This window comes from Kitasatospora purpeofusca (genome assembly GCF_036010405.1).
GTDB classification, from domain to species: Bacteria; Actinomycetota; Actinomycetes; order Streptomycetales; family Streptomycetaceae; genus Kitasatospora; species Kitasatospora purpeofusca.
Window position 1 is genome coordinate 7005166 of record NZ_CP108561.1, and the last position, 21656, is coordinate 7026821.

Sequence of the window (21656 nt, forward strand, 5' to 3'; positions counted from 1 at the left end):
CCCCGTCGTTCCCCCCTCGACGGCCGCCCGGCTACGAGGCCTGGCTGACCGAACTCATGTTGAAGCCCGTGATCCGGACCGGCGGCATCGCCGTCCGGGTGAACCAGTCGCTCCACTCGCGCGGCAGGCAGCGCTCGGTCCGGCCCACCTCGGTGATCCGGCCGAGCAGGTCCACCGGCGACTCGTTGAAGCGGAAGTTGTTGACCGCCCCGACCACCTCGCCGTTCTCCACCAGGTAGACGCCGTCCCGGGTCAGACCGGTCAGCAGCAGCGTCGCCGGGTCCACCTCGCGGATGTACCAGAGGCAGGTGAGCAGCAGGCCGCGCTCGGTGCGGGCGATCATCTCCTCCAGGGTCGGCGCGGACTCCTGGCCGGCCGCCTCCAGGACGAGGTTGTCGACCGCCGGGCGCGCCGGCAGGCCGCCCAGCGCGGCCGAGTGGCGGCTGGTGACCAGCGAGGCCAGCTCGCCGTCGCGGATCCAGTCGGTGGCGGTCAGCGGCAGGCCGTTGTCGAACACCGAGGACTCGTCCTCGCTGGCGTGCGCCAGCACGAACGGCGCGCACTCCAGGCCCGGTTCGGCCGGGTCGGAGCGCAGGGTCAGCGGCAGCGCGGCCAGCTTGTCGCCGATCCGAGTGCCTCCGCCGGGCCGGGAGAACACCGTCCGGCCCTCGACGGCGTCACGGCCGCCGGACGACCAGTTCAGCTGGATCATCAGGTCGGCGACGGCCGACGGCGGCAGCAGCGTCTCGTACCGGCCGGCCGGCAGGTCGATCCGCCGGGCGCCCCAGCCGAGCCGCCGGGTCGCCTCGGCGTGCAGTGCCGTGATGTCGACGTCGGTGAAGTCCCGGGTGGCGGCGCCGACCCAGGCCGAGTCGGACAGGTCGGCGGCCTTGGCGTTCAGCTCGACCATGCCGGTCGGCTGGTCGTGCCGCAGCCGCAGACCGGTGGAGGTGCCCAGGTAGCTGCTGACCAGCTCGTGCCGGGCGAAGCCGTACAGCAGCTCGCCCCGCCCGGCCGCGTCGGCGAAGGCCCGGCCGAGGGCGGGTCCGAAGCGCGCGAACACCTCGATCGATGTCTCCGCCGGCGGTGCGGTGAAGTCCGGCGAGGGCGTCTGCTCGGCGGTGGTGACCAGCGGCCGGGCGTCCTCGGCCGGACCGGCCGCGCGGGCGGCCTCCTCGGCGGCCAGCACCAGTGCGGCCACCTCCTCCGGGACGACGGCCTCGCGGGAGACCGCGCCGGAGGCGGTGCCCTCGGCGCCGTCCACCGTGGCGATCACGGTGAGCCGCCGGCCCCGGGTGACGCCGTTGGTGGTGAGGGCGTTGCCGGCCCAGCGCAGGTTGGCGGTCGACTCCTCGTCGGCGATCACCACACAGCCGTCGGCGCGGGAGAGGCCGAGCGCGAGCTCGACGAGTTCGTGGGGCTGCGTCGCGGCCATCAGTGACCCGCCTCCTGCTGGGTGTTGAGCACATTGACGTTCCGGAACAGCGCCGACGGGCAGCCGTGGCTGACGGCGGCGACCTGGCCGGGCTGCGCCTTGCCGCAGTTGAAGGCGCCGCCCAGGACGTAGGTCTGCGGGCCGCCGACGGCCGTCATCGAGCCCCAGAAGTCGGTGGTGGTCGCCTGGTAGGCGAAGTCCTTGACCTGGCCAGCGAGTTCGCCGTTGCGGATGGCGTACGCGCGCTGGCCGGTGAACTGGAAGTTGTAGCGCTGCATGTCGATCGACCAGGACCGGTCGCCGACGATGTACAGGCCGTTCTCGACGTCCGCGAACAGGCCCTCGGTGGACGGACCGTCGGCGGCGGGCTGCAGCGAGACGTTCGCCATCCGCTGCACCGGCACGTGCGCGGGGGAGTCGGCGAAGGCGCAGCCGTTGGACCGCCCGAGGCCCTTGAGCGCGGCCATCGCCCGGTCGAGCTGGTAGCCGACCAGCACCCCGTCCTTGACCAGGTCCCAGGACTGCGCGGCCACGCCCTCGTCGTCGTAGCCGACGGTGGACAGGCCGTGCTCGGCGGTGCGGTCGCCGGTGACGTGCATCAGCTCGGAGCCGTACTTCAGCGAGCCGAGCTTGTCGTAGGTGGCGAAGGAGGTGCCGGCGTAGGCGGCCTCGTAGCCGAGCGCGCGGTCCAGCTCGGTGGCGTGGCCGATCGACTCGTGGATGGTCAGCCACAGGTTGGACGGGTCGATCACCAGGTCGTAGCGGCCCGCCTCGACGCTCGGCGCCCGCATCTTCTCGGCCAGCAGGACGGGCAGCTCGCCGAGTTCGGCGTCCCAGTCCCAGCCGGTGCCGGTCAGGTACTCGAAGCCGCAGCCGACCGGCGGGGCGAGGGTGCGCATCGACTCGAAGGCGCCGGTGCGCCCGTCCACCGAGGTGGCCTCCAGCTCCGGGTGCAGCCGGATCCGCTGCTGGGTGGTGACGGTGCCGGCGGTGTCCGCGTAGAACTTGTTCTCCTGCACGGTCAGCAGGGTCGCCTGGACGTGCGAGACGCCCTCGGCGGCCAGCAGCCGGGAGCTCCACCCGGCGAGCAGCGCCGTCTTCTCGGCGTCCGGCACCTCGAAGGGGTTCACGTCGTACGCGGACACCCAGGTGACGTCCGGGTGCACCGGCTCCGCGGCCAGCTCCACCCGCTCCTTCGACCCCGCGGCGCGGCTGATCCCGCCGGACAGCCGGGCCACCGCGACGGCCTGCTCGGCCACCCGCGCCGCCGCGTCCGGGGTGAGGTCCACCCCGGCGGCGAAGCCCCAGGCGCCGTCCAGCAGCACCCGGACGGCGAAACCGAGCTGGACGCTGTCGGAGGTGCCGGCCGGGCGGGCGTCGCGCAGCCGCCAGGAGGCGCTGCGGACCCGCTCCAGGCGGAAGTCGGCGTGCTCGACGCCGAGTCCGCGGGCCCGGGTGAGGGCGGCGTCGGCCAGGGCGCGCAGCGGCAGGCCGAGGAAGAGCGGGTCGACGGTGCGCGGGGCGCCGCCGCCGGGGGCCGGGGGCGTGCTGGTCGGGGGCAGCGGAGACAATCGGGCTCCCTGGTCGGGGGGACGGTGGTGCAGGACCCCCGGGTGAACGGGGGTACCCGCACGGCATCATGGCCCGTCACAGGGGTTTCGGCCAGCGCATTCCTTCCGGCGTGGCCCCGTCCGGTCCGGATTTGTCCCGCCCGGTCCCGTCCGGCTCAGGCGACGCCCTCCCACCAGCCGTCCGGCTCCGGCGGGTTGTCGACGTCCACCCGCTCGCCCGGGCGCGGCACCGCCAGCGGCACGCCCTGCTCCTTGGCCGCCACCAGCAGCCGCTCGATCGGCTCGGCCCACGGGTGCAGACCCAGGTTGAAGGTGCACCAGTGCACCGGGACCAGCAGCCCGGCGTCCAGCTCGCGGTGCGCGAGGACGGCGTCCTCCGGCGTCATGTGGATGTCGGCCCACGCCGGGTCGTACGCGCCGACCTGCACCAGCGCGGCGTCGAACGGGCCGTGCTGGGCGCCGATCCGCGCGTAGCCCTCGAAGTAGCCGGAGTCGCCGGTGTAGTAGACCCGGCGGTTCGGGCCGGCGATCACCCAGGAGCCCCACAGCGTGGTGTTGCGGGTCAGGCCCCGGCCGGAGAAGTGGTGGGCGGCGGTCAGGGTGACCGTGAGCTCGCCCAGCGTGCAGGTCTCGTTCCAGTCCAGCTCGATGATCCGGTGCTCGGGCACGCCCCAGCGGCGCAGGTGGGCGCCGATGCCGAGCGGCACCGCGAACGGCGCGGACTGGCTGCGCACCAGCCGCCGGACGGTCGCCATGTCCAGGTGGTCGTAGTGGTCGTGCGAGATCAGTACCGCGTCCACCTGCGGCAGCTCCTCCAGCTCCACCGGCACCGGGTGCAGCCGGCGCGGGCCGACCTGCGCGGCGGGGGAGCACCGGTCGCTCCAGATCGGGTCGAGCAGCACCCGCGCGCCCTCGACCTCGACCAGTGCCGAGGCGTGCCCGTACCAGGTGACCGCCACGCCCTCGGCGGCCGGCCCGGGGCCCTCGGCGGGGCGGACGGTCGGCACCGGGTGGCTCGGCGTGCGGCCGTCGCGCTGGAACAGCGCCCGGCGCACCGTCTCCACGTCGATACCGGCCTGGGCGGTCGGCCGGGCCAGCTCGGAGGGCGCGTTGTGGAAGACGCCGTCGCGGTACTGCGGGGAGTTGCGCAGCCGCTCCTCCCGCTCGCCGTCCGGCCGCCGGCCGAACGCCGCCGGCAGGTCGCGCAGCGCCCAGGCGACCGCTCCCGCGCCGGCCGCCAGTGCGACCAGGGCCGCCAGTCGTCCGCGCCGGTGGGTCGTCCCGGCCTGTGCCTCGCTCATTCCGCGCTCCGCATCGTCGTCGCCGGGGCCCGTGTCCGGCCGTGGGCCCGGGTCGGCCCCCGGTGCGGCGGCCCCGGCTCGTGCCGCACCAGGGGGCACAACGGGCGTGCCCCGCCGCCGGGTTCCCGGACGTGCGGCTCAGTGGACACGACAATACGGCCCCGCCACATGGGGGAACGGCGGGAAATCCACCCCGGGCCGGATTGTCGGATACCGACAGTTCCACCGGTGCTGCGCTGTGGGAGCCCGATTCGTCGCCGCGCCGGGCCGACCGATAGCGTCGCACCGCGTACATCGTTTCGACGTGCGCGGACATCATCACGGAGTGGTACGCGGACACACGGCGTGCGCACACAACGGAGAGAGGTGGATCGTTGAGCCGCTCGGTTCTCGTCACCGGAGGCAACCGGGGCATCGGCCTCGCGATCGCTCTGGCCTTCGCCGAGGCGGGCGACAAGGTCGCCATCACCAGCCGCTCGGGTGAGGTCCCCGAGGCGCTGGCCAAGTACGACGTGCTCGCGGTGCGCTGCGACATCACCGACAGTGCCCAGGTCGACGCCGCCCTGACCGAGATCGAGGCCGCGCACGGCGGCGCGGTCGAGGTGCTGGTCGCCAACGCCGGCATCACCAACGACACCCTGCTGCTGCGGATGTCCGAGGAGGCCTTCACCTCCGTCCTGGACACCAACCTCACCGGCACCTTCCGCGTGGTGAAGCGCGCGTCCAAGCTGATGATGCGCGCCCGCAAGGGCCGGATCGTGCTGATCTCCTCGGTCGTGGGCCTCTCCGGCTCCCCGGGCCAGGCCAACTACGCCGCGTCCAAGGCCGGCCTGGTCGGCTTCGCCCGTTCGCTGGCGCGCGAGCTGGGCCCGCGCAACATCACCGTCAACGTGGTCGCCCCCGGCTTCGTGGACACCGACATGACCGCGGTGCTCACCGACGAGCGCCGCGCGGAGATCGTCGCCGGCGTGCCCCTGGGCCGTTACGCGGCGCCCGCCGAGGTCGCTTCCACCGTGCGGTTCCTCGGTTCGGACGAGGCCGCGTACATCACCGGAGCCGTCATTCCCGTGGACGGCGGATTGGGCATGGGTCACTGAGTCATGAGCGGAATCCTTGAGGGCAAGCGCATTCTGATCACGGGTGTGCTGATGGAGTCCTCCATCGCCTTCCACACCGCCAAGCTGGCCCAGGAGCAGGGTGCCGAGATCATTCTCACCGCCTTCCCGCGGCCGAGCCTGACCGAGCGCATCGCCAAGAAGCTGCCGAACCCGGTCAAGGTGCTGGAGCTGGACGTCTCCAGCCCCGAGCAGCTGGCCGGCATCGCCGACCAGGTGCGCGAGCACCTGCCGACCCTGGACGGCATCGTCCACTCGATCGGCTTCGCCCCGCAGGACGCCCTGGGCGGCAACTTCCTGAACACGCCGTGGGAGTCCGTGGCCACCGCCATGCACGTCTCGGCGTACTCGCTGAAGTCGCTCACCACGGCGCTGCTGCCGCTGATGCAGGACGGCGGCGCGGTCGTCGGCCTCACCTTCGACGCCCAGTACGCCTGGCCGCAGTACGACTGGATGGGCCCGGCGAAGGCCGCCCTGGAGTCGACCAACCGCTACCTGGCGCGCTACCTGGGCGAGCGGAACATCCGCTGCAACCTGGTCTCGGCCGGCCCGATCGGCTCGATGGCCGCCAAGTCCATCCCGGGCTTCGGCGACCTCGCCGCCACCTGGGAGGACCGCTCCCCGCTGAAGTGGGACCTGAGCGACCCGGAGCCGGCCGGCCGCGGCGTCGTCGCCCTGCTGTCGGACTGGTTCCCGAAGACCACCGGCGAGATCGTCCACGTCGACGGCGGCCTGCACGCCATCGGCGCCTGACGCCTCGGGTACGTTCGAACGCCGCTGCCCGGCACCCCCTTCGTAGGAGGGGGTGCCGGGCAGCGGCGTTTCGGTGCTACTTGGGGGCGACCGGCTCGCAGCCGCGCTGCGCGGCCACGGCGTTCGCCCAGGAGGCGAACAGCGGCGTGCTGAAGGCATTCGGCTCGGGGGCGATGAGGTCGCGCCGTCCGGACAGGTGGAGGAAGAGGTCGTCCTTCCCGCACTGCGCGTGCACGGCACCGTCCGAGCCGGCACCGCGCCAACCGCTCGGCAACAGGGTGTCCAGGCTCTTCCTGCTGGCGACGAAGGTCGGATAACGGGTGTCGGTGGTGACGGTGAAACGGAGCGCAGGCTCGGACATGATCTGGCTGTAGACCCAGCAGGATTGGAGCGGCGCCGCCGGATCGCTGACCCGCTGGGCCAGCTCCGGCAGGTTCCGGCCGGTCCCGACGCCCGGCAGGCCGCAGAGCTGCCCGTCGGTCGCGGGTGTGACGGCCGGGCCGGGGGCGGTGAGGTGCATGTCCGGCACGTCGGCGGAGCCGCAGCCGGACGACTTGGCCAGGGCCGCGCCGAAGTCGGCGGCGAGCCGGGCGAGGGCGGCGCGGGCCTCCTGGTCGGGAGTCTCCTTGGACGGGTCGTCCTGCCACATGAGCTCGTGCTCGCCGCGATGGCGCACATCCGCGGCGAGGATGTCGGCGTACCGGTCCGGGAAGACGTCCGATCCGGTGCCAGTGGCCTTTCGGCAGCCTGCCGGGAGTACCAGCCAACCGGTGTCGTTGGCGAAGGCGCCAAGCGGACCCCGGTCCGGCTGCGACATCGCGGGATCGACGGGACTGCGGTCGTCGGCGCGTTTGACGCCGTGGCTCTGGAGGGTGAGGTCGGCGCCGTTCCTGATCCGGATCACGCAACGGCCTTCCGGCTCGGCGCGGTCCTTCGACAGGCGGCTCTGTACGACCTCGATCCTGCCGTCGCCCAGGACCTGCCGAACGTCCTTCGCGGCGACGGCGCTGTCGCAGAGCCGGTCCGGGAGGAAGAGGTTGTACCGCCAGGACGCATAGCCGCCTGCGCCGATGACGAGGACGAGCACGCCGGCGATGATCGCCCAGGCACGTCGGGAGATGGTCACTTCTGGCCGTTCCGTCCGAGGGCGCTCATGGCGTTCGCATGACCGGTGGTGTGGCCGGTGCCCAGTTCCTGCGAGACCACGCTGGTCGTCCTCGGGTCCGCGTGGTGCGCGTCGCCCCAGCCCGCCGCCATGGCCTTGCCCTGGGTGAGGGCGGCGTAGTGGGCATCGGCCGACTTGGAGTTGCCCGCGTTCTGGGCGTCCTCCTTGATGTGGTCGGTCCACTCGGAGATGCCGAGATCGACGAGGCCGCCCGCGATGTCGCCGACCTCCGGGATGAATCCGGTCACGCTGCCGTTCACCGTGGAGGCGAACTCGCCCGTCTTCTCGGCCCACTCCATCCGGTCGTCCTTCTCGTCCAGGATGACGGAGGTCCGGATCGCGTCGTAGGCACCGAGTGCCGTGCCGACCTGCCGGGCCGGGATGTCCCGGTCCTCCGGGGCGTGCTGAGGATCGGGCGGGAGGACGGCCAGGGCGTCGGCGGCCTTGGCCCGCTCGGCGGCGTACAGCGTGGCGTAGGCTTCCGGGTCGTCGGCAACGCCGCGCATCACCCGGACGATGTGGTCGGAGCTGCCGCCGAGGTGGCCCTCGCCGTTCTTCTCCCAGGCGCCGTTGTGCTGAACGTTGCTGACGTCTTCGCTGAGGATGAGGTGCGTGTCGTCCACGTAGTCCGACAGCGCGTTCGCGATCGGCATCTTGAGGTCGTCGTGGACCTCACTGCCCTTGCCGTCGGCGTCCAGCGCGTCGACGACGCCCTGCATCACCCGGGCCTGCGCCGGGGTGTGCGGGCCGCCGGTGTGGGTGCCGTCGCCCGGGACGTCGCCCGTGGCGGCAGCCTCGATGGCGGCGGCGAGGCCGGCCTGGTGGGTGCCCTTGTCGTTCATCGGCGGGCCGAAGAGGGTGTTGGTGTAGGTGGTGGGCCACTCGCGGTCGCGCAGCAGGTACTTGAGGCGGTCCTCGGAGCCCGGTCCCTTGGGGTCGAGGAACTGGGTGGCGGCCTCGGGGTTCTGGCCCATCAGCTTGAGCACGCCGTCCACCGGGTCGTGCACGAGGTCCGGGCGGGGACCGTTGAACTGGTGCGAGGACCAGTGGTTGTCCTTGCGCTCGGCGGCTATGACATCGGCCCCGAGGTCGTTCAGGAACTGCGCGCCGTACCCGGCGTTGCCGTGCTGCAGCAGGGTGGCGAGCGTCTGGTAGCCGTAGATCGGCGCTGTGTTGCCGCCGAAGTGGCGGGCGTCGATGTTCTTGACGCCGGCTTCCTGGAGGCCCTTGCGGAAGTCCTGGTAGAACTTGGTGCTGGTGTCCCTGGTGGCGCCGGCGATGGTGTTGGCGAGGTTGGTCTGCAGCTCGCCGTACTCGCCCTTGAGCTTGCCGCCGCGCTCGTTGAGCCGGACCTCCAGCTCGTCGGCGAGCAGCAGGGTGCCCTCGGGGCCGAGCGCGTTGAGCAGGGTCTGGCCGTAGGCGGGGCTGCCGGAGTTGGCCTTCATCAGGTTGTTGAGCTCGGCGAGCTCCTCCGGGCTGAGGGTCTTGCCGTCCTTGAGCCGGGAGGCGAGTTCGGCGGCCCGCTTGCCGTCCGCCTCGTCGCCGCCGCCGACCGCCTGGCCGTTGAACTCGTTCACCATGTCGCCGACCTTGGCGGCGCGGCGCAGTTGGAGGGCGGCCCGCTGGTCGGCTGCGGTCGCCTCCTCCACATAGATCTTGATCTTCTGCGCCCACTGGCCGGCGGCCTCGTTGCGCTCCCGCTGGTAGTCCGGCTCGTGGTGGTAGGCGCTCCGGGTGGCCGGGTCGAGCGCGCCGACGTCGAACATCACGGAGCCGGTGCCGGTCACCTTCATGCCGTCGGCCTGGGCATCGGTGACGGCCTGCTTCAGCTTCTTCTGCGCCGACTCGAAGTCGTTCTTGGCGTCGGTGATGATCGAGGCGACGGCCTTGGCCTCGGTCTGGGCGTCGATGCTCTGCTGGCGGGTGAAACTCACGTGCTGGTTGGCGGTGAACGCCGTGTAGCCGAGCCACAGGCCCTGGTTGCCGGTGACCGAGAGCACCTCGTTCTCCAGCCGGTGCTGGATCTGCTGGTACTTGCCGGCCATCGCCGTCCAGTCGGCGGCGGCCTTGGCCATCGCGGCCGGGTCGGCCTTCATGACGTCCTCGAAACCGAGCAGGCTCATGCGGTCACGCCTTCCCGGTGAACGACGTCGCGATGCCGTGCTCGACGTTCAGGTAGTTGCTGTGGGTCTGCCGCATCATCCCGGCCTCCTGGTTGATCCGGCCGTTGAGCTGCGACACCTGCTCGTGCCACTCCTTGAGCGCCCCGCGCAGCGCGGTCGCGGTGTCCCAGCCGCTGAGCTTGCCGGCCGCCGCCTCGGTGGACTCGTCGGCGGCCTTCCCTGCGGCGGTGCTGTCGTTGGCGATGCCGTCGAGCGCGGTGGCGGCCTTGTCGATGGCCGCCGTCGAAACCTTGGTCGGTCCTGCGCCGCCTGGTCCCTGGCCCAGCTTCAGGTCCGGATCCGCCATCAGTTCCCCCTGTGTTCGTGCCCGGACGACAGCCCGGCCGCCCCCGAATTTTGCATGGACGTTAGCACGCCAAATCCCGCCGCCCGCAAGGCGCGAGCGGCCGCGGACCGGCCCCCGGTCAGCCCTCCTGGTCGCAGGCGCCGATGGCGCGGCCGGCCTCGTGCGAGGCGCGCTGGGCGTCGCGGGCGCGGATGGCGTGGACGATGCCGTCGTGGCCGACGTAGCGCTCGGGGACGATCTCGGGGCCGACGTCGTGGCGCAGCAGGGCGCGGGTGACCTCGCCGAGGTCGGCGTAGAGGGCGTCGAGCACGTCGTTGTGGGCGACGGCGACCACGGTCTGGTGGAAGGCGGCGTCGGCCTGGACGAAGTCCTCGGCGTTGCCGGAGTGCCAGGCGTCGTCGCGGCGGGCCAGGGCGGCGTCGAGGAGGTCGAGGTCGCGGTCGGTGCGGCGGCCGGCGGCGAGGCCGGCGGCGGCGGTCTCCAGGGCGGTGCGCAGTTCGGCGACCTGGGCCCGGTCGGCGTCGGCGAAGCGGCGGTGCATCACTCCGGCGAGTTCGCTGGCGGCGAGGACGTAGGTGCCGGAGCCCTGGCGGATGTCGAGCAGTCCGTTGTGGGCGAGGGCGCGGACGGCTTCGCGCACGGTGTTGCGGGCCACGCCCAGCTGTTCGACCAGGGCGGCCTCGGTGGGGATGCGCGAGCCGACGGGCCACTCCCCGGAGGTGATCTGCGCGCGGAGCTGGTCGATCACCTGGTCGGACAGCGGGGTGCGCCTCGGCGAGGACAGCGCCACGGGGGACTCCTTGGGTCGGGTGGGTCGGGCCATCATGCCAATTCGAGGATGCGCTAATTCATCCCATCATTCTATGATGGCCCGCATGTCGTCCGCAGCAGACACCGCAGATCCCGTCACCGCTTCCACCCGGGTCGACCCCCGGGGCGCCGACCGGCCGCAGACCGAGCGGCCGGTTCCGCCCAGAAGTCGCCACCTCGGCTGGCTGTTCGCCCTCGCGATCGCCGCCGCCGCGTTCAACCTCCGCCCGGTGGTCACCAGCCTCGGGCCGCTGCTGGACCAGGTCCGCACCGACCTCGGGATGAGCCCGACCGTCGCGGGCCTGCTCACGGCCGTCCCCTCGCTCTGCTTCGCCCTGTTCGGCTTCGCCGCGCCCGGGCTGGCCCGGCGGCTCGGCCCGGTCGCGGTGGTCACCGCGGGCATGGGCGCGATCACCGCGGGCGTGCTGGCCCGTTCCTTCGCCGGGGGCACGGCGGTCTTCCTGCTGCTCACCGCGCTCGCGCTGGCCGGTGTGGCCGTCTCCAACGTGCTGATCCCGGTGGTGATCAAGCGGTACTTCCCGGAGAAGGTCGGGCCGATGATCGGCCTCTACTCGATGGCGCTCTCGGCCGGTACCGCGCTGGCCGCCGCCGTCACCGTCCCGCTGACCAAGGGGCTCGGCGGCGACTGGCGGCTCGGCCTCGGGGTCTGGGCCGGGCTCGGCGCCGTCGCGCTGCTGCTCTGGATCCCGGTGCTGCTGGGACGGCGGCGGGAGTCCGCCGGCGCGGCGGCCGGCGCGCCGGACACCGTGCGGCTGCCGATCACCCGCAGCCGCACCGCCTGGGCGCTGGCGATCTTCTTCGGCTTCCAGGCCACCGGCGCGTACGTGGTGATGGGCTGGCTGCCGACGATCTTCCAGGACGCCGGGGTCTCCTCGGGCACCTCGGGCGTGCTGCTGGCGCTGACCATGGTGATCGGCGTGCCGGTCTCCTTCGTGCTGCCCAACCTCGCCGCCCGGCGCGGTGACCAGCGGCTCTTCGTGGTGGTCCTGGCGGCCTTCGGCATCGCCGGCTACACCGGGCTGGCGCTCGCCCCGGCCGGTGCGCCGTGGCTGTGGGCGGTCCTGGTGGGCCTGTCGAACTGCGCCTTCCCGCTGGTGCTGACCATGATCGGCCTGCGGGCCAGGACGGCCGGCGGGGTGGCCCAGCTGTCGGCCTTCGCCCAGGGAGTCGGCTACCTGATCTCGATCCCCGGCCCGATCCTGATCGGCCGGCTCTACCAGGCCACCGGCGAGTGGTACCTGCCGCTCGGCTTCCTGGCGGTGCTGCTGGTGCCGCAGATGCTGTTCGGCCTGCGGGCGGCCCGGGCCCGGCACATCGAGGACGAGGCGGTGGCGACGGCCTCCGGGGCCGTCGCGGCCTGACGCCAGGAGGGAGCGGGGCCGGCGGGGGAGAACGGGTCCCGGTGGGGGACGGGCGTGTCCGGGGTGGGAGAATCCGGGCATGCCCGTTCTCGAACCGAACCCCACCGACGGCCACAAGAAGCTCGGCCAGCTCGCCGCGATCATCGGCGGCATCGTCGTCCTGCTGGTGATCGTCGCGATCGTCGCCCGGAACATCGGCTGACCCCCGGGGGACGCCCCGGTGAACCGCGCATGATGGCACTCCCCGACGCCGTGGGTGGCGCCATCGGGCAGCATCGCGCCCGCAGCCGGCTTTTCTGCCAAGCTTGCTGGGTATGAGCGCAGACACGCCCCGCAGGATCATCGTTCTCCGCCATGCCAAGGCCGACTGGCCGGACGGCGTCGACGACCACGAGCGGCCGCTGGCCGACCGGGGCCGCCACCAGGCCCCGGAATCCGGCCGCTGGCTCGTCGATTCCGGTATCAACCCCGACTACGTGCTCTGCTCCACCGCCCTGCGCGCCCGGGAGACCTGGAAGCTCGCCGCGCACGAGCTGCCGAAGCGGGTGCGGAAGACCGTCTACGAGGACCGGGTCTACGACGCCAGTCCCGGCCAGATCATCACCGTCCTCCACGAGACCCCGGAGGAGTACGCCGACGTGGTCCTGGTGGGCCACAACCCGGGGGTGCTGGGTCTGACCCAGGTGCTGGCCGGCGACGAGGGCGACCGGGAGGCGCTGGAGCGGCTGCGGCTGGGCGGCTTCCCGACCGCGGCGGTCGCGGTGCTCAGCTTCTCCGGTTCGTGGAAGGACGTCGAACCGGGTGTGGCGCAGTTGGTCTCGTACTTCACGCCGCAGGACTGAGCGGCGGCAGAGGACCGGACCGACGACGAGGGGCGCGCGGACATGGTCCACGCGCCCCTCGGTGCGTCCGGCTCGGTGCGTCCGGTCGGCCCCGCGCGCCGCAGTGCGCGCCGGTGCCGGTCCCGCGCGGTCAGGCCCGCGCGCCGGCCTCCGGGTGGTCCAGGACGTCCACCACGTCGGCCGCCTCGACCTCCTCGCGGGTGATTCCGAGCAGGTAGAGCACGGTGTCCAGGAACGGCACGTTCACCGCGGTGTCCGCCGCCTCCCGCACCACCGGCTTGGCGTTGAACGCCACGCCCAGCCCGGCCGCGTTCAGCATGTCGAGGTCGTTGGCGCCGTCGCCGATCGCCACCGTCTGCTCCAGCGGCACCTTGGCCTGCTCGGCGAACCGCTTCAGCCAGCGCGCCTTGCCCGCCCGGTCGACGATCTCGCCGACCACCCGGCCGGTGAACTTCCCGTCCACCACCTCCAGGGTGTTCGCGGCCGCGAAGTCCAGGCCCAGCTGCTCCACCAGGTGGTCGGTGACCTGGGTGAAGCCGCCGGAGACCACCGCGACCTGGAAGCCCAGCCGCTGCAGGGTGCGGATCAGGGTGCGGGCGCCCGGCGTGAACCGGACCTCCGCGCGCACCTTCTCGGTCACCGCGGCGTCCAGCCCGGCCAGCAGCGCCACCCGGGCGTGCAGCGACTCCGCGAAGTCCAGCTCGCCGCGCATCGCCGCGGCCGTCACCTCGGCGACCTCCTGCTCGCAGCCCGCATGGGCGGCGAACAGCTCGATCACCTCGTCCTGGATCAGTGTCGAGTCGACGTCCATGACGATCAGCCGCTTGGCCCGCCGCTCCAGCCCGGCCGCCACCACCGCGACGTCCACCCGCTGGGTGGCCGCCTCCTGGGCCAGCTCGGCCCGCAGCCGGTCGGTGGCCACGCCCGAGACGGCCAGTTCGACGGCGGTCACCGGGTACTTGGCGAGCCGGAAGACCCGGTCGATGTTGCCGTCCGCGGCCGTGATCCGCGCGGTGAGCGCGGCGACGGCGGAGGCGGTCAGCGGGTGGCCCAGCACGGTGACGTGGGAGCGGCCCTCGCGGCGCGGCCGGTTGTCGCCGATACCGGAGATGATCTCGGCCTGGAGCTTCTGCTCCTCGGCCCAGCGGTGCACCACGGCCCGCAGGTCGCCCTCGGCGCCCAGCACGGCGGGGGCGGAGACCAGGGCGCACAGCGTTATCCGGCCACGGGTGACCACCTGCTCGATGTCGACGACCTCGACGCCGAACCCGGCCAGGGTGGCGAAGAGCCCGGCGGTGATGCCGGGGCGGTCCTTGCCGAACACCTTGACGAGCAGGGTGCGCCCGTCCTCGGTCCGGGGCTGCGGGGCGGGGAACGGCTCGGCGGCCAAGGGCGATGCGTTCATGGTGCGTCCCACGCTACCCGCAGCCGGAGGCCGCGACGGCACCCGTCCGGTTCGTGGACGAGCCCGCCGCCCGGGCCGGACGACGGGCCCGCCGTCCGGCCGGACCGGGCCGGACCAGGTCGTACAAGGGCGGTCCCTGAATCGTTGCCGCCTGGTCACAGTCCGCGGGGGCGGCTTTCACCCGCGGCCGACGGGCTGGAATGATTCCCCCGTCAGATTCACGATCATTTCGCCCCACCTGGCCGGGGCGCACCATCGGGGGAACCGAGAGAGCGGGGCAGGCGAGAGTGCCGCAACTCGTCATCGAGATCAACGGACAGCAGCGGGTCATGGAACCCGGGCGGTCCTACACCATCGGTCGCAATCCGCAGTCGGACTTCCAGTTCGACGACGCGCGGGTGTCCTGGCAGCACGCCACCATCTCCTTCAACGGGGCGGGTTGGCAGCTGGACGACCACGGCAGCACCAACGGCACGTACACGGGCGGGGCCCGCACCATGCAGGCCCAGCTGTTCCCGGGGGCCGTGGTCAACCTCGGCAACGCCGAGAACGGCCCCAGGCTCGCGTTCTCCGCGCCGGCCGCCCAGCAGGCCGCCCAGCCGGCCTGGCACGAGGCCGCGACCAGCCGGAGCGCCGCCCCGCAGCAGCAGTGGCAGCCCCCGGCGGCGCAGCAGCCCTACCCGCCGCAGCAGCAGTGGCAGCCGGAGCCTCAGGACCGGCCGCAGCCGCAGGCCCAGCCGCAGCACTTCCCGCAGCAGCAGGGCTTCCCGGGGCAGCACGCCCCGCAGGGGTTCCCGCAGCAGGCGCCCGTCCCCCACGACGGCGGCCCGCAGCCGACGGTCATCCGCAACCTGACCGCCGGCATGAACACCATGCGGATCGGTCGTGCGCTGGACAACGACATCGTCGTCTCCGACCTCCAGGTCTCCCGCCACCACGCCGAGCTGCGCCAGCTGCCCGACGGCCGGTACGAGATCGTCGACCTCGGCAGCCACAACGGCATCTTCCTCAACGGCCTGCGGGTCGAGCGCCAGCTGATCGGGCCGCAGGACCGGCTGACGGTCGGCCACTCCAGCTTCGTGCTGGTCGGCGACCAGCTGCAGGAGTTCGTCGACACCGGCGCCGTCTCCTTCTCCGCCCGCCACCTGACCGTCGAGGTCGACTTCAAGGGCGGCAAGAAGGTCCTGCTGAACGACGTCAGCTTCGGCGTCCCGGAGAAGTCCCTGGTCGCCGTCATCGGCCCGTCCGGCTCCGGCAAGTCGACCCTGCTGCGCGCCCTCACCGGCTACCGCCCGGCCGACCGGGGCGACGTCCTCTACGACGGCCGCAACCTCTACAAGCAGTTCGCCGAGCTGCGCTCGCGCATCGGCCTGGTGCCGCAGTCGGAGATCCTGCACAAGGAACTGACCGTCCGCACCGGCCTCAAGTACGCGGCCCGGCTGCGCTTCCCCGGCGACACCGAGCCGCGCGAGCGCGAGGCCCGGATCGACGAGGTGCTCTACGAGCTGCGTCTCGACAAGCGCGCGGACAACCGGATCACCGCCCTCTCCGGCGGCCAGCAGAAGCGCGTCTCGGTCGCGCTGGAGCTGCTCACCAAGCCCTCGCTGATCTTCCTGGACGAGCCCACCTCGGGCCTCGACCCGGGCATGGACCGCGAGGTCATGCAGATGCTGCGCGGCCTCGCCGACGACGGCCGCACGATCCTGGTCGTCACCCACTCGGTGGCCGAACTCGCGCTCTGCGACCGGCTGCTGGTGATGGCGCCGGGCGGTTCGGTGGCCTACTTCGGCCCGCCGGACGAGGCGCTGCACTTCTTCGGGTACGAGACCTGGGCCGATGTCTTCCAGGCCTTCGAGAACTACCCGGACCACGACTGGGCCGGCCGCTACCGCAGCTCGGTGCACCACCAGCAGTACTCGGCGGACGTGGAGTCCGGCGCCGTGCAGTCCGCGCAGATCGTCCAGGAGGCGGTCCGCCCGCCGAAGCCGCAGAGCTGGGGCTCGCAGCTGTGGACGCTGATCCGCCGCTACGCCTCGGTGCTCGCCTCCGACCGGGGCTTCCTGGCGCTGTCGGTGCTGCTGCCGGCGGTGCTCGGCGCGGTCAGTGTGCTGATCCCCAACGAACCGGGGCTGGCGCCGAACCCCAAGTCGCAGCTCGGCCTCAACAGCGGCGCCGCGACGATCATGCTGATCCTGGCGATCGGCGCCTGTTTCTCCGGCGCGGCGAACTCGGTCCGCGAGCTGATCAAGGAACGGGCGATCTACGAACGGGAACGGGCCACCGGCCTGTCCCGCTCGGCGTACATGATGTCCAAGATCATCGTGCTGGGCTTCTTCAGCGTGGTCCAGGGCGCGATCATCTCCGCCGTCGGCTTCCTGCCGCGCAAGCTGCCCGCGCACGGACTGGTGATCAAGGACCTGCCCATCCTGGAGATGAGCTTCGGCCTGATCCTGCTGAGCTTCGCCTCGATGATGTTCGGCCTGGTGATCTCCGCGCTGGTCAAGACCGCCGAGAAGACCATGCCGCTGCTGGTGATGTTCGCGATCATCCAGGTCGTCTTCACCGGCTGCCTGTTCCAGATCTTCTCCAAGCCCGGCCTGGAGCAGTTCGCCTGGCTGATGCCCGCCCGCTGGGGCACCGGCATGGTCGCCACCACGCTCGACCTGTCCAAGCTGCTCGGACCCTGGAACAAGGACTTCCAGAACCCCGAGTACGACGCGCTCTGGGGCCACAACTCGGGCCAGTTCTGGTTCGACGCGGGGGTGCTGATCCTGATGTCCGTCGTCCTCGGCATCATCGTCACCCGCCTCCAGCGCCGTCACGAGCCCGAGGTCATGCAGAAGGGCTGACGCCCGGCACCGCCACCAGCACGGGGGCGGCCCACCCCGACCGGGGCGGGCCGCCCCCGCGGCGTTCCCGGGCCCGCTCACCACGCCCCGCCCGGCGCGGTCCGCAGGGCACGACCTAGGTCGCTGGACCTGCGTCCCGCCCGGCCGGGGACCGACGCGCGGGCTCCGCGGACGGCGGTAGGTTGGCGTCATGCCCACCGTGCCAAGCGACCACCGGCACGCCGGACTGCTGCCCGCCGACCGGATCCCGGTCGGCCCGCCGCCGGACGGCACCCTGCCCGCCTGCGAACCCTGCCTGGCCGGCATCGAGGCCGTCAGCCAGGCCCTGCTCGGGATGAGCCGCCACCTGGAGGTCCGCGAGGTCCTGCGCCGGATCACCGCCTCCGCCCGCCGGCTGCTCGGCGCCGAGTACGCCGCCCTCGGGGTCCCCGACGACCACGGCGGCTTCGCCCAGTTCGTCGTCGACGGCGTCACCGACGAGCAGTGGCGGGCGATCGGACCGCTGCCCCGCCAGCACGGCGTGCTCGCCGCGATGCTCCACGAGACCGGCCCGATCCGGCTCGACGACGTCCGCCGCGCCCCCGCCTTCGGCGGCTGGCCGGAGGCCCACCCCCAACTCGGCGCCTTCCTCGGCATGCCCATCGTCGACGCCGATGCCGACGAGGACCGCGACGAGGACGAGGACGGACCCGAGGTGCTCGGCGTCATCTACCTCGCCAACAAGCGCGGTGGCGGCGGCTTCACCGACCACGACGAGGAACTGCTGCGGATACTGGCCGCGCACGCCGCGCTGGCCCTCACCAACGCCCGCCTCTACGAGCGCAGCCGCGAACTCACCCTGGCCGGCGAGCGCGCCCGGATCGCCCACGACCTGCACGACGCCGTCTCGCAGAAGCTCTTCTCGCTGCGCCTCACCGCCAAGGCCGCCGCCAAGCTCGTCGACCGCGACCCGGCCCGCGCCCGCGCCGAACTCGCCGAGGTCGCCCGGCTCGCCGCCGAGGCCGCCGACGAACTGCGCGCCGTCGTCGTCGAACTGCGCCCCGCCGCACTGGAGGAGGACGGCCTGAGCGCCACCCTGGCCTCCCAGGTGCAGGTCCTCGACCGCGCCCACACCGCCGACATCGCCTTCGCCGCCGACCGCGTCCGCGCCCTCCCGCAGGCCCAGGAGGCCGCTCTGCTGCGGGTCGCCCAGGAGGCCCTGCACAACGCGCTGCGCCACTCCGGCGCCGGCCGCGTCACCGTCACCCTGGTCGGAACGCCCGAACGCGGCGCCCTGCTGCGGATCAGCGACAACGGCCGGGGCTTCGACCCCGGCGCCGTCCGACGGGCCGGCCGCCACCTCGGCCTGGCCTCGATGCGCGACCGCGCCGCCGCCGTCGGCGGCCGGCTCACCCTGGACTCGGCCCCCGGAACGGGCACGATCGTCGAGATGGAGGTCCCCGGTGCCTGACACCCTGTCCGCGATCCGCGTCCTGCTGGTCGACGACCACCAGGTCGTCCGCCGCGGCCTGCGCACCTTCCTGGAGGTGCAGGACGACATCGAGGTGGTCGGCGAGGCCGCCGACGGCGCCGAAGGTGTCGAGCGGGCCCGGGCGCTCGACCCCGACGTGGTCCTGATGGACCTCAAGATGCCCGGCGTCGACGGCATCGAGGCGCTGCGCACGCTCAAGGAGGAGGGCAGCCGGGCCCGGATCCTCATCGTCACCAGCTTCACCGAGCACCGCACCATGGTCCCCGCGCTGCGGGCCGGAGCCGCCGGGTACGTCTACAAGGACGTCGACCCGGAGGCACTGGCCGGCGCGATCCGCTCGGTCCACGCCGGCCATGTGCTGCTCCAGCCGGAGCTGGCCGAGGCACTGCTCGCCGACGACGGCCCGCGCCCCCCGCAGGGCCGCGGCGGCACCCTCACCGAGCGCGAGCGCGAGGTGCTCGGCCACATCTCCGACGGCCGCTCCAACCGGGAGATCGCGCGCAGCCTGCACCTGTCCGAGAAGACGGTGAAGACCCATGTCTCCAACATCCTGATGAAGCTGGACCTCGCCGACCGCACCCAGGCCGCGCTCTGGGCCGTCCGGCACGGCGAGACCCGATAGGCCCTGGAGGGGCGTCGGCGAAGTCGCGTCGTGACTCTGCCGACACCGCCGCTCGGGCCACCGCGACCGCTACGGCTCCCGCTCGTCCACCAGCGCGTTGTACGCCGCCACCCGGGCCCGGCGGGCCGTGCGCCACAGCGGCGCCAGCGCCTCCTGCCGGGCCGCCATCTCGGAGGCGCTCACCGCCGCGCCGTGGCCGCCCGAGGCGATCGACAGCAGCGCCGCCACCTGCCGGGCCGACTCCAGCACCCGCACCGCGCGCGGGGGGTACCCGGGCGCGAGCAGTTCGGCGTGCCCGCGCCGCCGGTACGCCTCCAGCGCCCGCAGCGCCTCCGGTCCGGCCCCGGCCACGTCCAGCCGGGTCAGCAGCACGGTGGCCCGGCGCAGCCCGTCGGCCAGTTCGAACTCGGCCTCGTGCAGCGAGGGCACGTCGGCCGGCGGCGCGTCGTTCACCTCGGCGCAGCGCCACAGCACGGTCGCCGACCGGTCCCCGGGCGGGCCGAACACCTCCACCTCGGGCACCAGCCCCAGCGGCACCCCGACCGCCAGTACGGCCTCCCCGGCCACCAGCGCGCGAGCGTTGAACGGCGCCGGGCCGGTCAGGCCCAGCGGGTGCCCGGCCGACGGCAGAGCGAGCCGCAGGCCCTTCACCCCGAGCACCCGCAGCCGTCCCAGCGCCCAGGTGAGCCCGTGCCGCTCGTCCGGGCCGTCCCCGGGCAGACCGGTCACCCGGTGGCTCTCGTCGGCCCCCAGGACCGCCGCGGCGGCGTTGTCGGGCGGCACCAGTCCGGCCAGCAGAGCGTTGCCCCAGGCGGCCAGCCGCCCCGAACGGGGCTCTTCGTACGGATTGTCGGCAGGTGTGGCGAGCATCCGGCCAGCCTACGGAATCGGCGGACACCCGGGTGGCGTAGGTTTGCCCATGCGCGTGCGGCGCAACCGTTCCGTGCCCACCGGCCGCAGGGACGGGACGCCGCCCGCACCGACGGCCGTATATCTGTTTTTGGGGAAGGCATAGGCATGAGCGACGTGCTGGAGCTGGTGGACGTTTCCGTGGTCCGGGAGGGGCGCACGCTGGTCGACCAGGTCTCGTGGTCCATCTCCGAGGGCGAGCGCTGGGTCATCCTCGGCCCGAACGGCGCGGGCAAGACCACCCTGCTGCAGATCGCCTCCTCGTACCTGTTCCCGACCTCCGGCAAGGTCAGCGTCCTCGGCGAGAAGCTCGGCGAGATCGACGTCTTCGAGCTCCGCTCGCGGATCGGCCTGGCCGGCGCGGCGATGTTCGACAAGCTGCCCGCCGAGCAGACCGTGCTGCAGACGGTGCTCACCGCCGCGTACGGCATGACCGTCACCTGGCAGGAGTCCTACGAGCAGTTCGACGAGTCCCGCGCGCTCGCCCTGCTCGACCGCCTCGGCATGGCCGGTATGACCGACCGCCGCTTCGGCACCCTCTCCGAGGGCGAGCGCAAGCGCACCCTGATCGCCCGCGCCCTGATGACCGACCCCGAGCTGCTGCTGCTCGACGAGCCCGCCGCCGGCCTGGACCTCGGCGGCCGCGAGGACCTCGTCCGCCGCCTCGGCGCCCTGGCCCAGGACGAGTTCGCGCCGGCCATGGCGATGGTCACCCACCACGTCGAGGAGATCGCCCCCGGCTTCACCCACGTCCTGATGATCCGCCAGGGCAAGGTGCTCACCGCCGGACCGATCGACACCGAGCTCACGGCCCGCAACCTCTCCAAGTGCTTCGGCCTGCCGCTGACCCTGGAGCGCCACGGCGACCGCTGGTCCGCCCAGGGCCTGCCGCTCGGCTGAACCGGCCCGGGCCGCACCGGCCCGCACCGGCCCGCACCGGCCCGCACCGGCCCGCGCCGGTCCGGGCGGGACCGGGCGGGTCCTTCCGCGGCCCGACCGGGCCCCGACCGGGACGCCACTGAACTCCGCTGAACTCGGCCGAACCGGAACCGGTCGCACGTGCGACCGGTTTCCGCCCCTCCACCTGCGGGAACTGACCGCCTCATAGGCCCTTTCCTCCCTAGGATGGACACGTGGACAGCTGGATCTGGTGGCTCCTGGTCGCCGTCGGCCTCGGCATACCGTTGGTGATCACCACGATGCCGGAGCTCGCGATGTTCGCCGTCGGCGCGCTCTTCGCGGCCGGCGTCGCCGGCCTGGGCGCCGACGTGGTGTGGCAGGTGCTGACCTTCGTCGCGGTCTCGGTCGCGCAACTGGTCGTCGTCCGCCCGATCGCCTACCGGGCACTGCGGAAGGGCCCGCAGATCAGAATGGGCATCGAGGCGCTCAAGGGCGCCACCGCGGTCGTCGCGGAGAAGGTCGACGGGGAGGGCGGTCGGATCAAGCTCAACGGTGAGATCTGGTCGGCCCGCGCGCTCCACCCGGAGCAGGTGTACCAGCCGGGTGAGCAGGTCGACGTCGTCGAAATCCAGGGCGCGACCGCCCTGGTCGTCTAGG

At 72.9% G+C, this 21656-nt stretch carries 19 protein-coding genes; 10 read left to right on the plus strand and 9 right to left on the minus strand.

Translation table 11 applies throughout. From position 1 onward, the window contains the following. Window positions 1-31: 31 nt before the first annotated feature. From OG715_RS30725 to OG715_RS30735, 3 genes are all read right to left on the minus strand, one after another. Window positions 32-1435 carry a metallopeptidase TldD-related protein gene (locus OG715_RS30725; protein ID WP_266274037.1) on the minus strand — a complete coding sequence of 468 codons (1404 nt, stop codon included), beginning with the start codon at window positions 1433-1435 and terminating at the stop codon, window positions 32-34. Continuing rightward, on the minus strand, window positions 1435-2997 hold the full coding sequence (locus OG715_RS30730) for a TldD/PmbA family protein (RefSeq protein WP_407661138.1): 1563 nt from the start codon (window positions 2995-2997) through the stop codon (window positions 1435-1437). Before OG715_RS30730 ends, OG715_RS30725 begins: the two co-directional genes overlap by 1 nt. A gap of 164 nt (window positions 2998-3161) precedes the next feature. Further along, entirely contained in the window at window positions 3162-4307 is a 1146-nt protein-coding gene (locus tag OG715_RS30735; protein WP_266274036.1) for an MBL fold metallo-hydrolase, read from the minus strand. A gap of 374 nt (window positions 4308-4681) precedes the next feature. On the opposite strand from OG715_RS30735, the gene fabG reads away from it, so the two are divergent. Further along, entirely contained in the window at window positions 4682-5404 is a 723-nt protein-coding gene (fabG, locus tag OG715_RS30740; protein WP_030398256.1) for a 3-oxoacyl-[acyl-carrier-protein] reductase, read from the plus strand. 3 nt (window positions 5405-5407) lie between these two features. After that, the gene (fabI, locus tag OG715_RS30745; protein WP_030398255.1) at window positions 5408-6175 is read left to right on the plus strand and encodes an enoyl-ACP reductase FabI; all 768 of its coding nucleotides are present in this window, start codon (window positions 5408-5410) and stop codon (window positions 6173-6175) included. A 76-nt stretch (window positions 6176-6251) separates the two neighbouring features. Here the strand turns inward: fabI and OG715_RS30750 are convergent, their stop codons facing one another. The 4 genes from OG715_RS30750 to OG715_RS30765 form a co-directional block, all read right to left on the minus strand. Then, a complete protein-coding gene (locus OG715_RS30750) occupies window positions 6252-7301 on the minus strand; it encodes a hypothetical protein (RefSeq protein WP_266274035.1) in 1050 nt (349 codons plus the stop codon). After that, window positions 7298-9463 (minus strand): DUF6571 family protein, encoded by a 2166-nt coding sequence (locus OG715_RS30755; RefSeq protein WP_266274034.1) that lies wholly within the window; start codon window positions 9461-9463, stop codon window positions 7298-7300. The genes OG715_RS30750 and OG715_RS30755 overlap by 4 nt, the downstream gene beginning before the upstream one ends. Before the next feature lie 4 nt (window positions 9464-9467). Next, entirely contained in the window at window positions 9468-9809 is a 342-nt protein-coding gene (locus tag OG715_RS30760; protein ID WP_266274033.1) for a hypothetical protein, read from the minus strand. A 118-nt stretch (window positions 9810-9927) separates the two neighbouring features. Continuing rightward, on the minus strand, window positions 9928-10599 hold the full coding sequence (locus OG715_RS30765; RefSeq protein WP_266274032.1) for a FadR/GntR family transcriptional regulator: 672 nt from the start codon (window positions 10597-10599) through the stop codon (window positions 9928-9930). Window positions 10600-10684: 85 nt separating this feature from the next. On the opposite strand from OG715_RS30765, the gene OG715_RS30770 reads away from it, so the two are divergent. The 3 genes from OG715_RS30770 to OG715_RS30780 all read left to right on the plus strand — a co-directional run bounded on the left by OG715_RS30770 (window position 10685) and on the right by OG715_RS30780 (window position 12843). After that, window positions 10685-12001: a CynX/NimT family MFS transporter gene (locus tag OG715_RS30770; RefSeq protein WP_266274031.1), complete on the plus strand. Its 1317-nt coding sequence runs from the start codon at window positions 10685-10687 to the stop codon at window positions 11999-12001. 79 nt (window positions 12002-12080) lie between these two features. Next, complete coding sequence (locus OG715_RS30775; RefSeq protein WP_266274030.1) at window positions 12081-12203, plus strand: SGM_5486 family transporter-associated protein; 123 nt, start codon at window positions 12081-12083, stop codon at window positions 12201-12203. Window positions 12204-12315: 112 nt separating this feature from the next. Beyond that, a complete protein-coding gene (locus OG715_RS30780; RefSeq protein ID WP_266274029.1) occupies window positions 12316-12843 on the plus strand; it encodes a SixA phosphatase family protein in 528 nt (175 codons plus the stop codon). 130 nt (window positions 12844-12973) lie between these two features. Here OG715_RS30780 and serB read toward each other — a convergent pair whose 3' ends face one another. Continuing rightward, entirely contained in the window at window positions 12974-14248 is a 1275-nt protein-coding gene (gene serB, locus OG715_RS30785) for a phosphoserine phosphatase SerB (RefSeq protein WP_266274028.1), read from the minus strand. A gap of 287 nt (window positions 14249-14535) precedes the next feature. Between serB and OG715_RS30790 the strand changes: the two genes are divergently transcribed. The 3 genes from OG715_RS30790 (at window position 14536) to OG715_RS30800 (ending at window position 19190) form a co-directional block, all read left to right on the plus strand. After that, window positions 14536-17097 (plus strand): FHA domain-containing protein, encoded by a 2562-nt coding sequence (locus OG715_RS30790; protein ID WP_266274027.1) that lies wholly within the window; start codon window positions 14536-14538, stop codon window positions 17095-17097. A 334-nt stretch (window positions 17098-17431) separates the two neighbouring features. Beyond that, entirely contained in the window at window positions 17432-18547 is a 1116-nt protein-coding gene (locus tag OG715_RS30795; RefSeq protein ID WP_266274654.1) for a GAF domain-containing sensor histidine kinase, read from the plus strand. Continuing rightward, entirely contained in the window at window positions 18540-19190 is a 651-nt protein-coding gene (locus OG715_RS30800; protein WP_173862035.1) for a response regulator, read from the plus strand. Before OG715_RS30795 ends, OG715_RS30800 begins: the two co-directional genes overlap by 8 nt. Before the next feature lie 69 nt (window positions 19191-19259). On the opposite strand, the gene OG715_RS30805 is transcribed toward OG715_RS30800, so the two are convergent. Further along, on the minus strand, window positions 19260-20060 hold the full coding sequence (locus OG715_RS30805; RefSeq protein ID WP_266274026.1) for a hypothetical protein: 801 nt from the start codon (window positions 20058-20060) through the stop codon (window positions 19260-19262). A 147-nt stretch (window positions 20061-20207) separates the two neighbouring features. Here OG715_RS30805 and OG715_RS30810 point away from each other — a divergent pair, with 147 nt between their 5' ends. Both OG715_RS30810 and OG715_RS30815 read left to right on the plus strand, forming a co-directional pair. Continuing rightward, a complete protein-coding gene (locus OG715_RS30810; protein WP_266274025.1) occupies window positions 20208-20999 on the plus strand; it encodes an ABC transporter ATP-binding protein in 792 nt (263 codons plus the stop codon). A gap of 233 nt (window positions 21000-21232) precedes the next feature. Beyond that, complete coding sequence (locus OG715_RS30815; protein ID WP_030398242.1) at window positions 21233-21655, plus strand: NfeD family protein; 423 nt, start codon at window positions 21233-21235, stop codon at window positions 21653-21655. The last annotated feature ends 1 nt before the right edge of the window (window position 21656 follow it).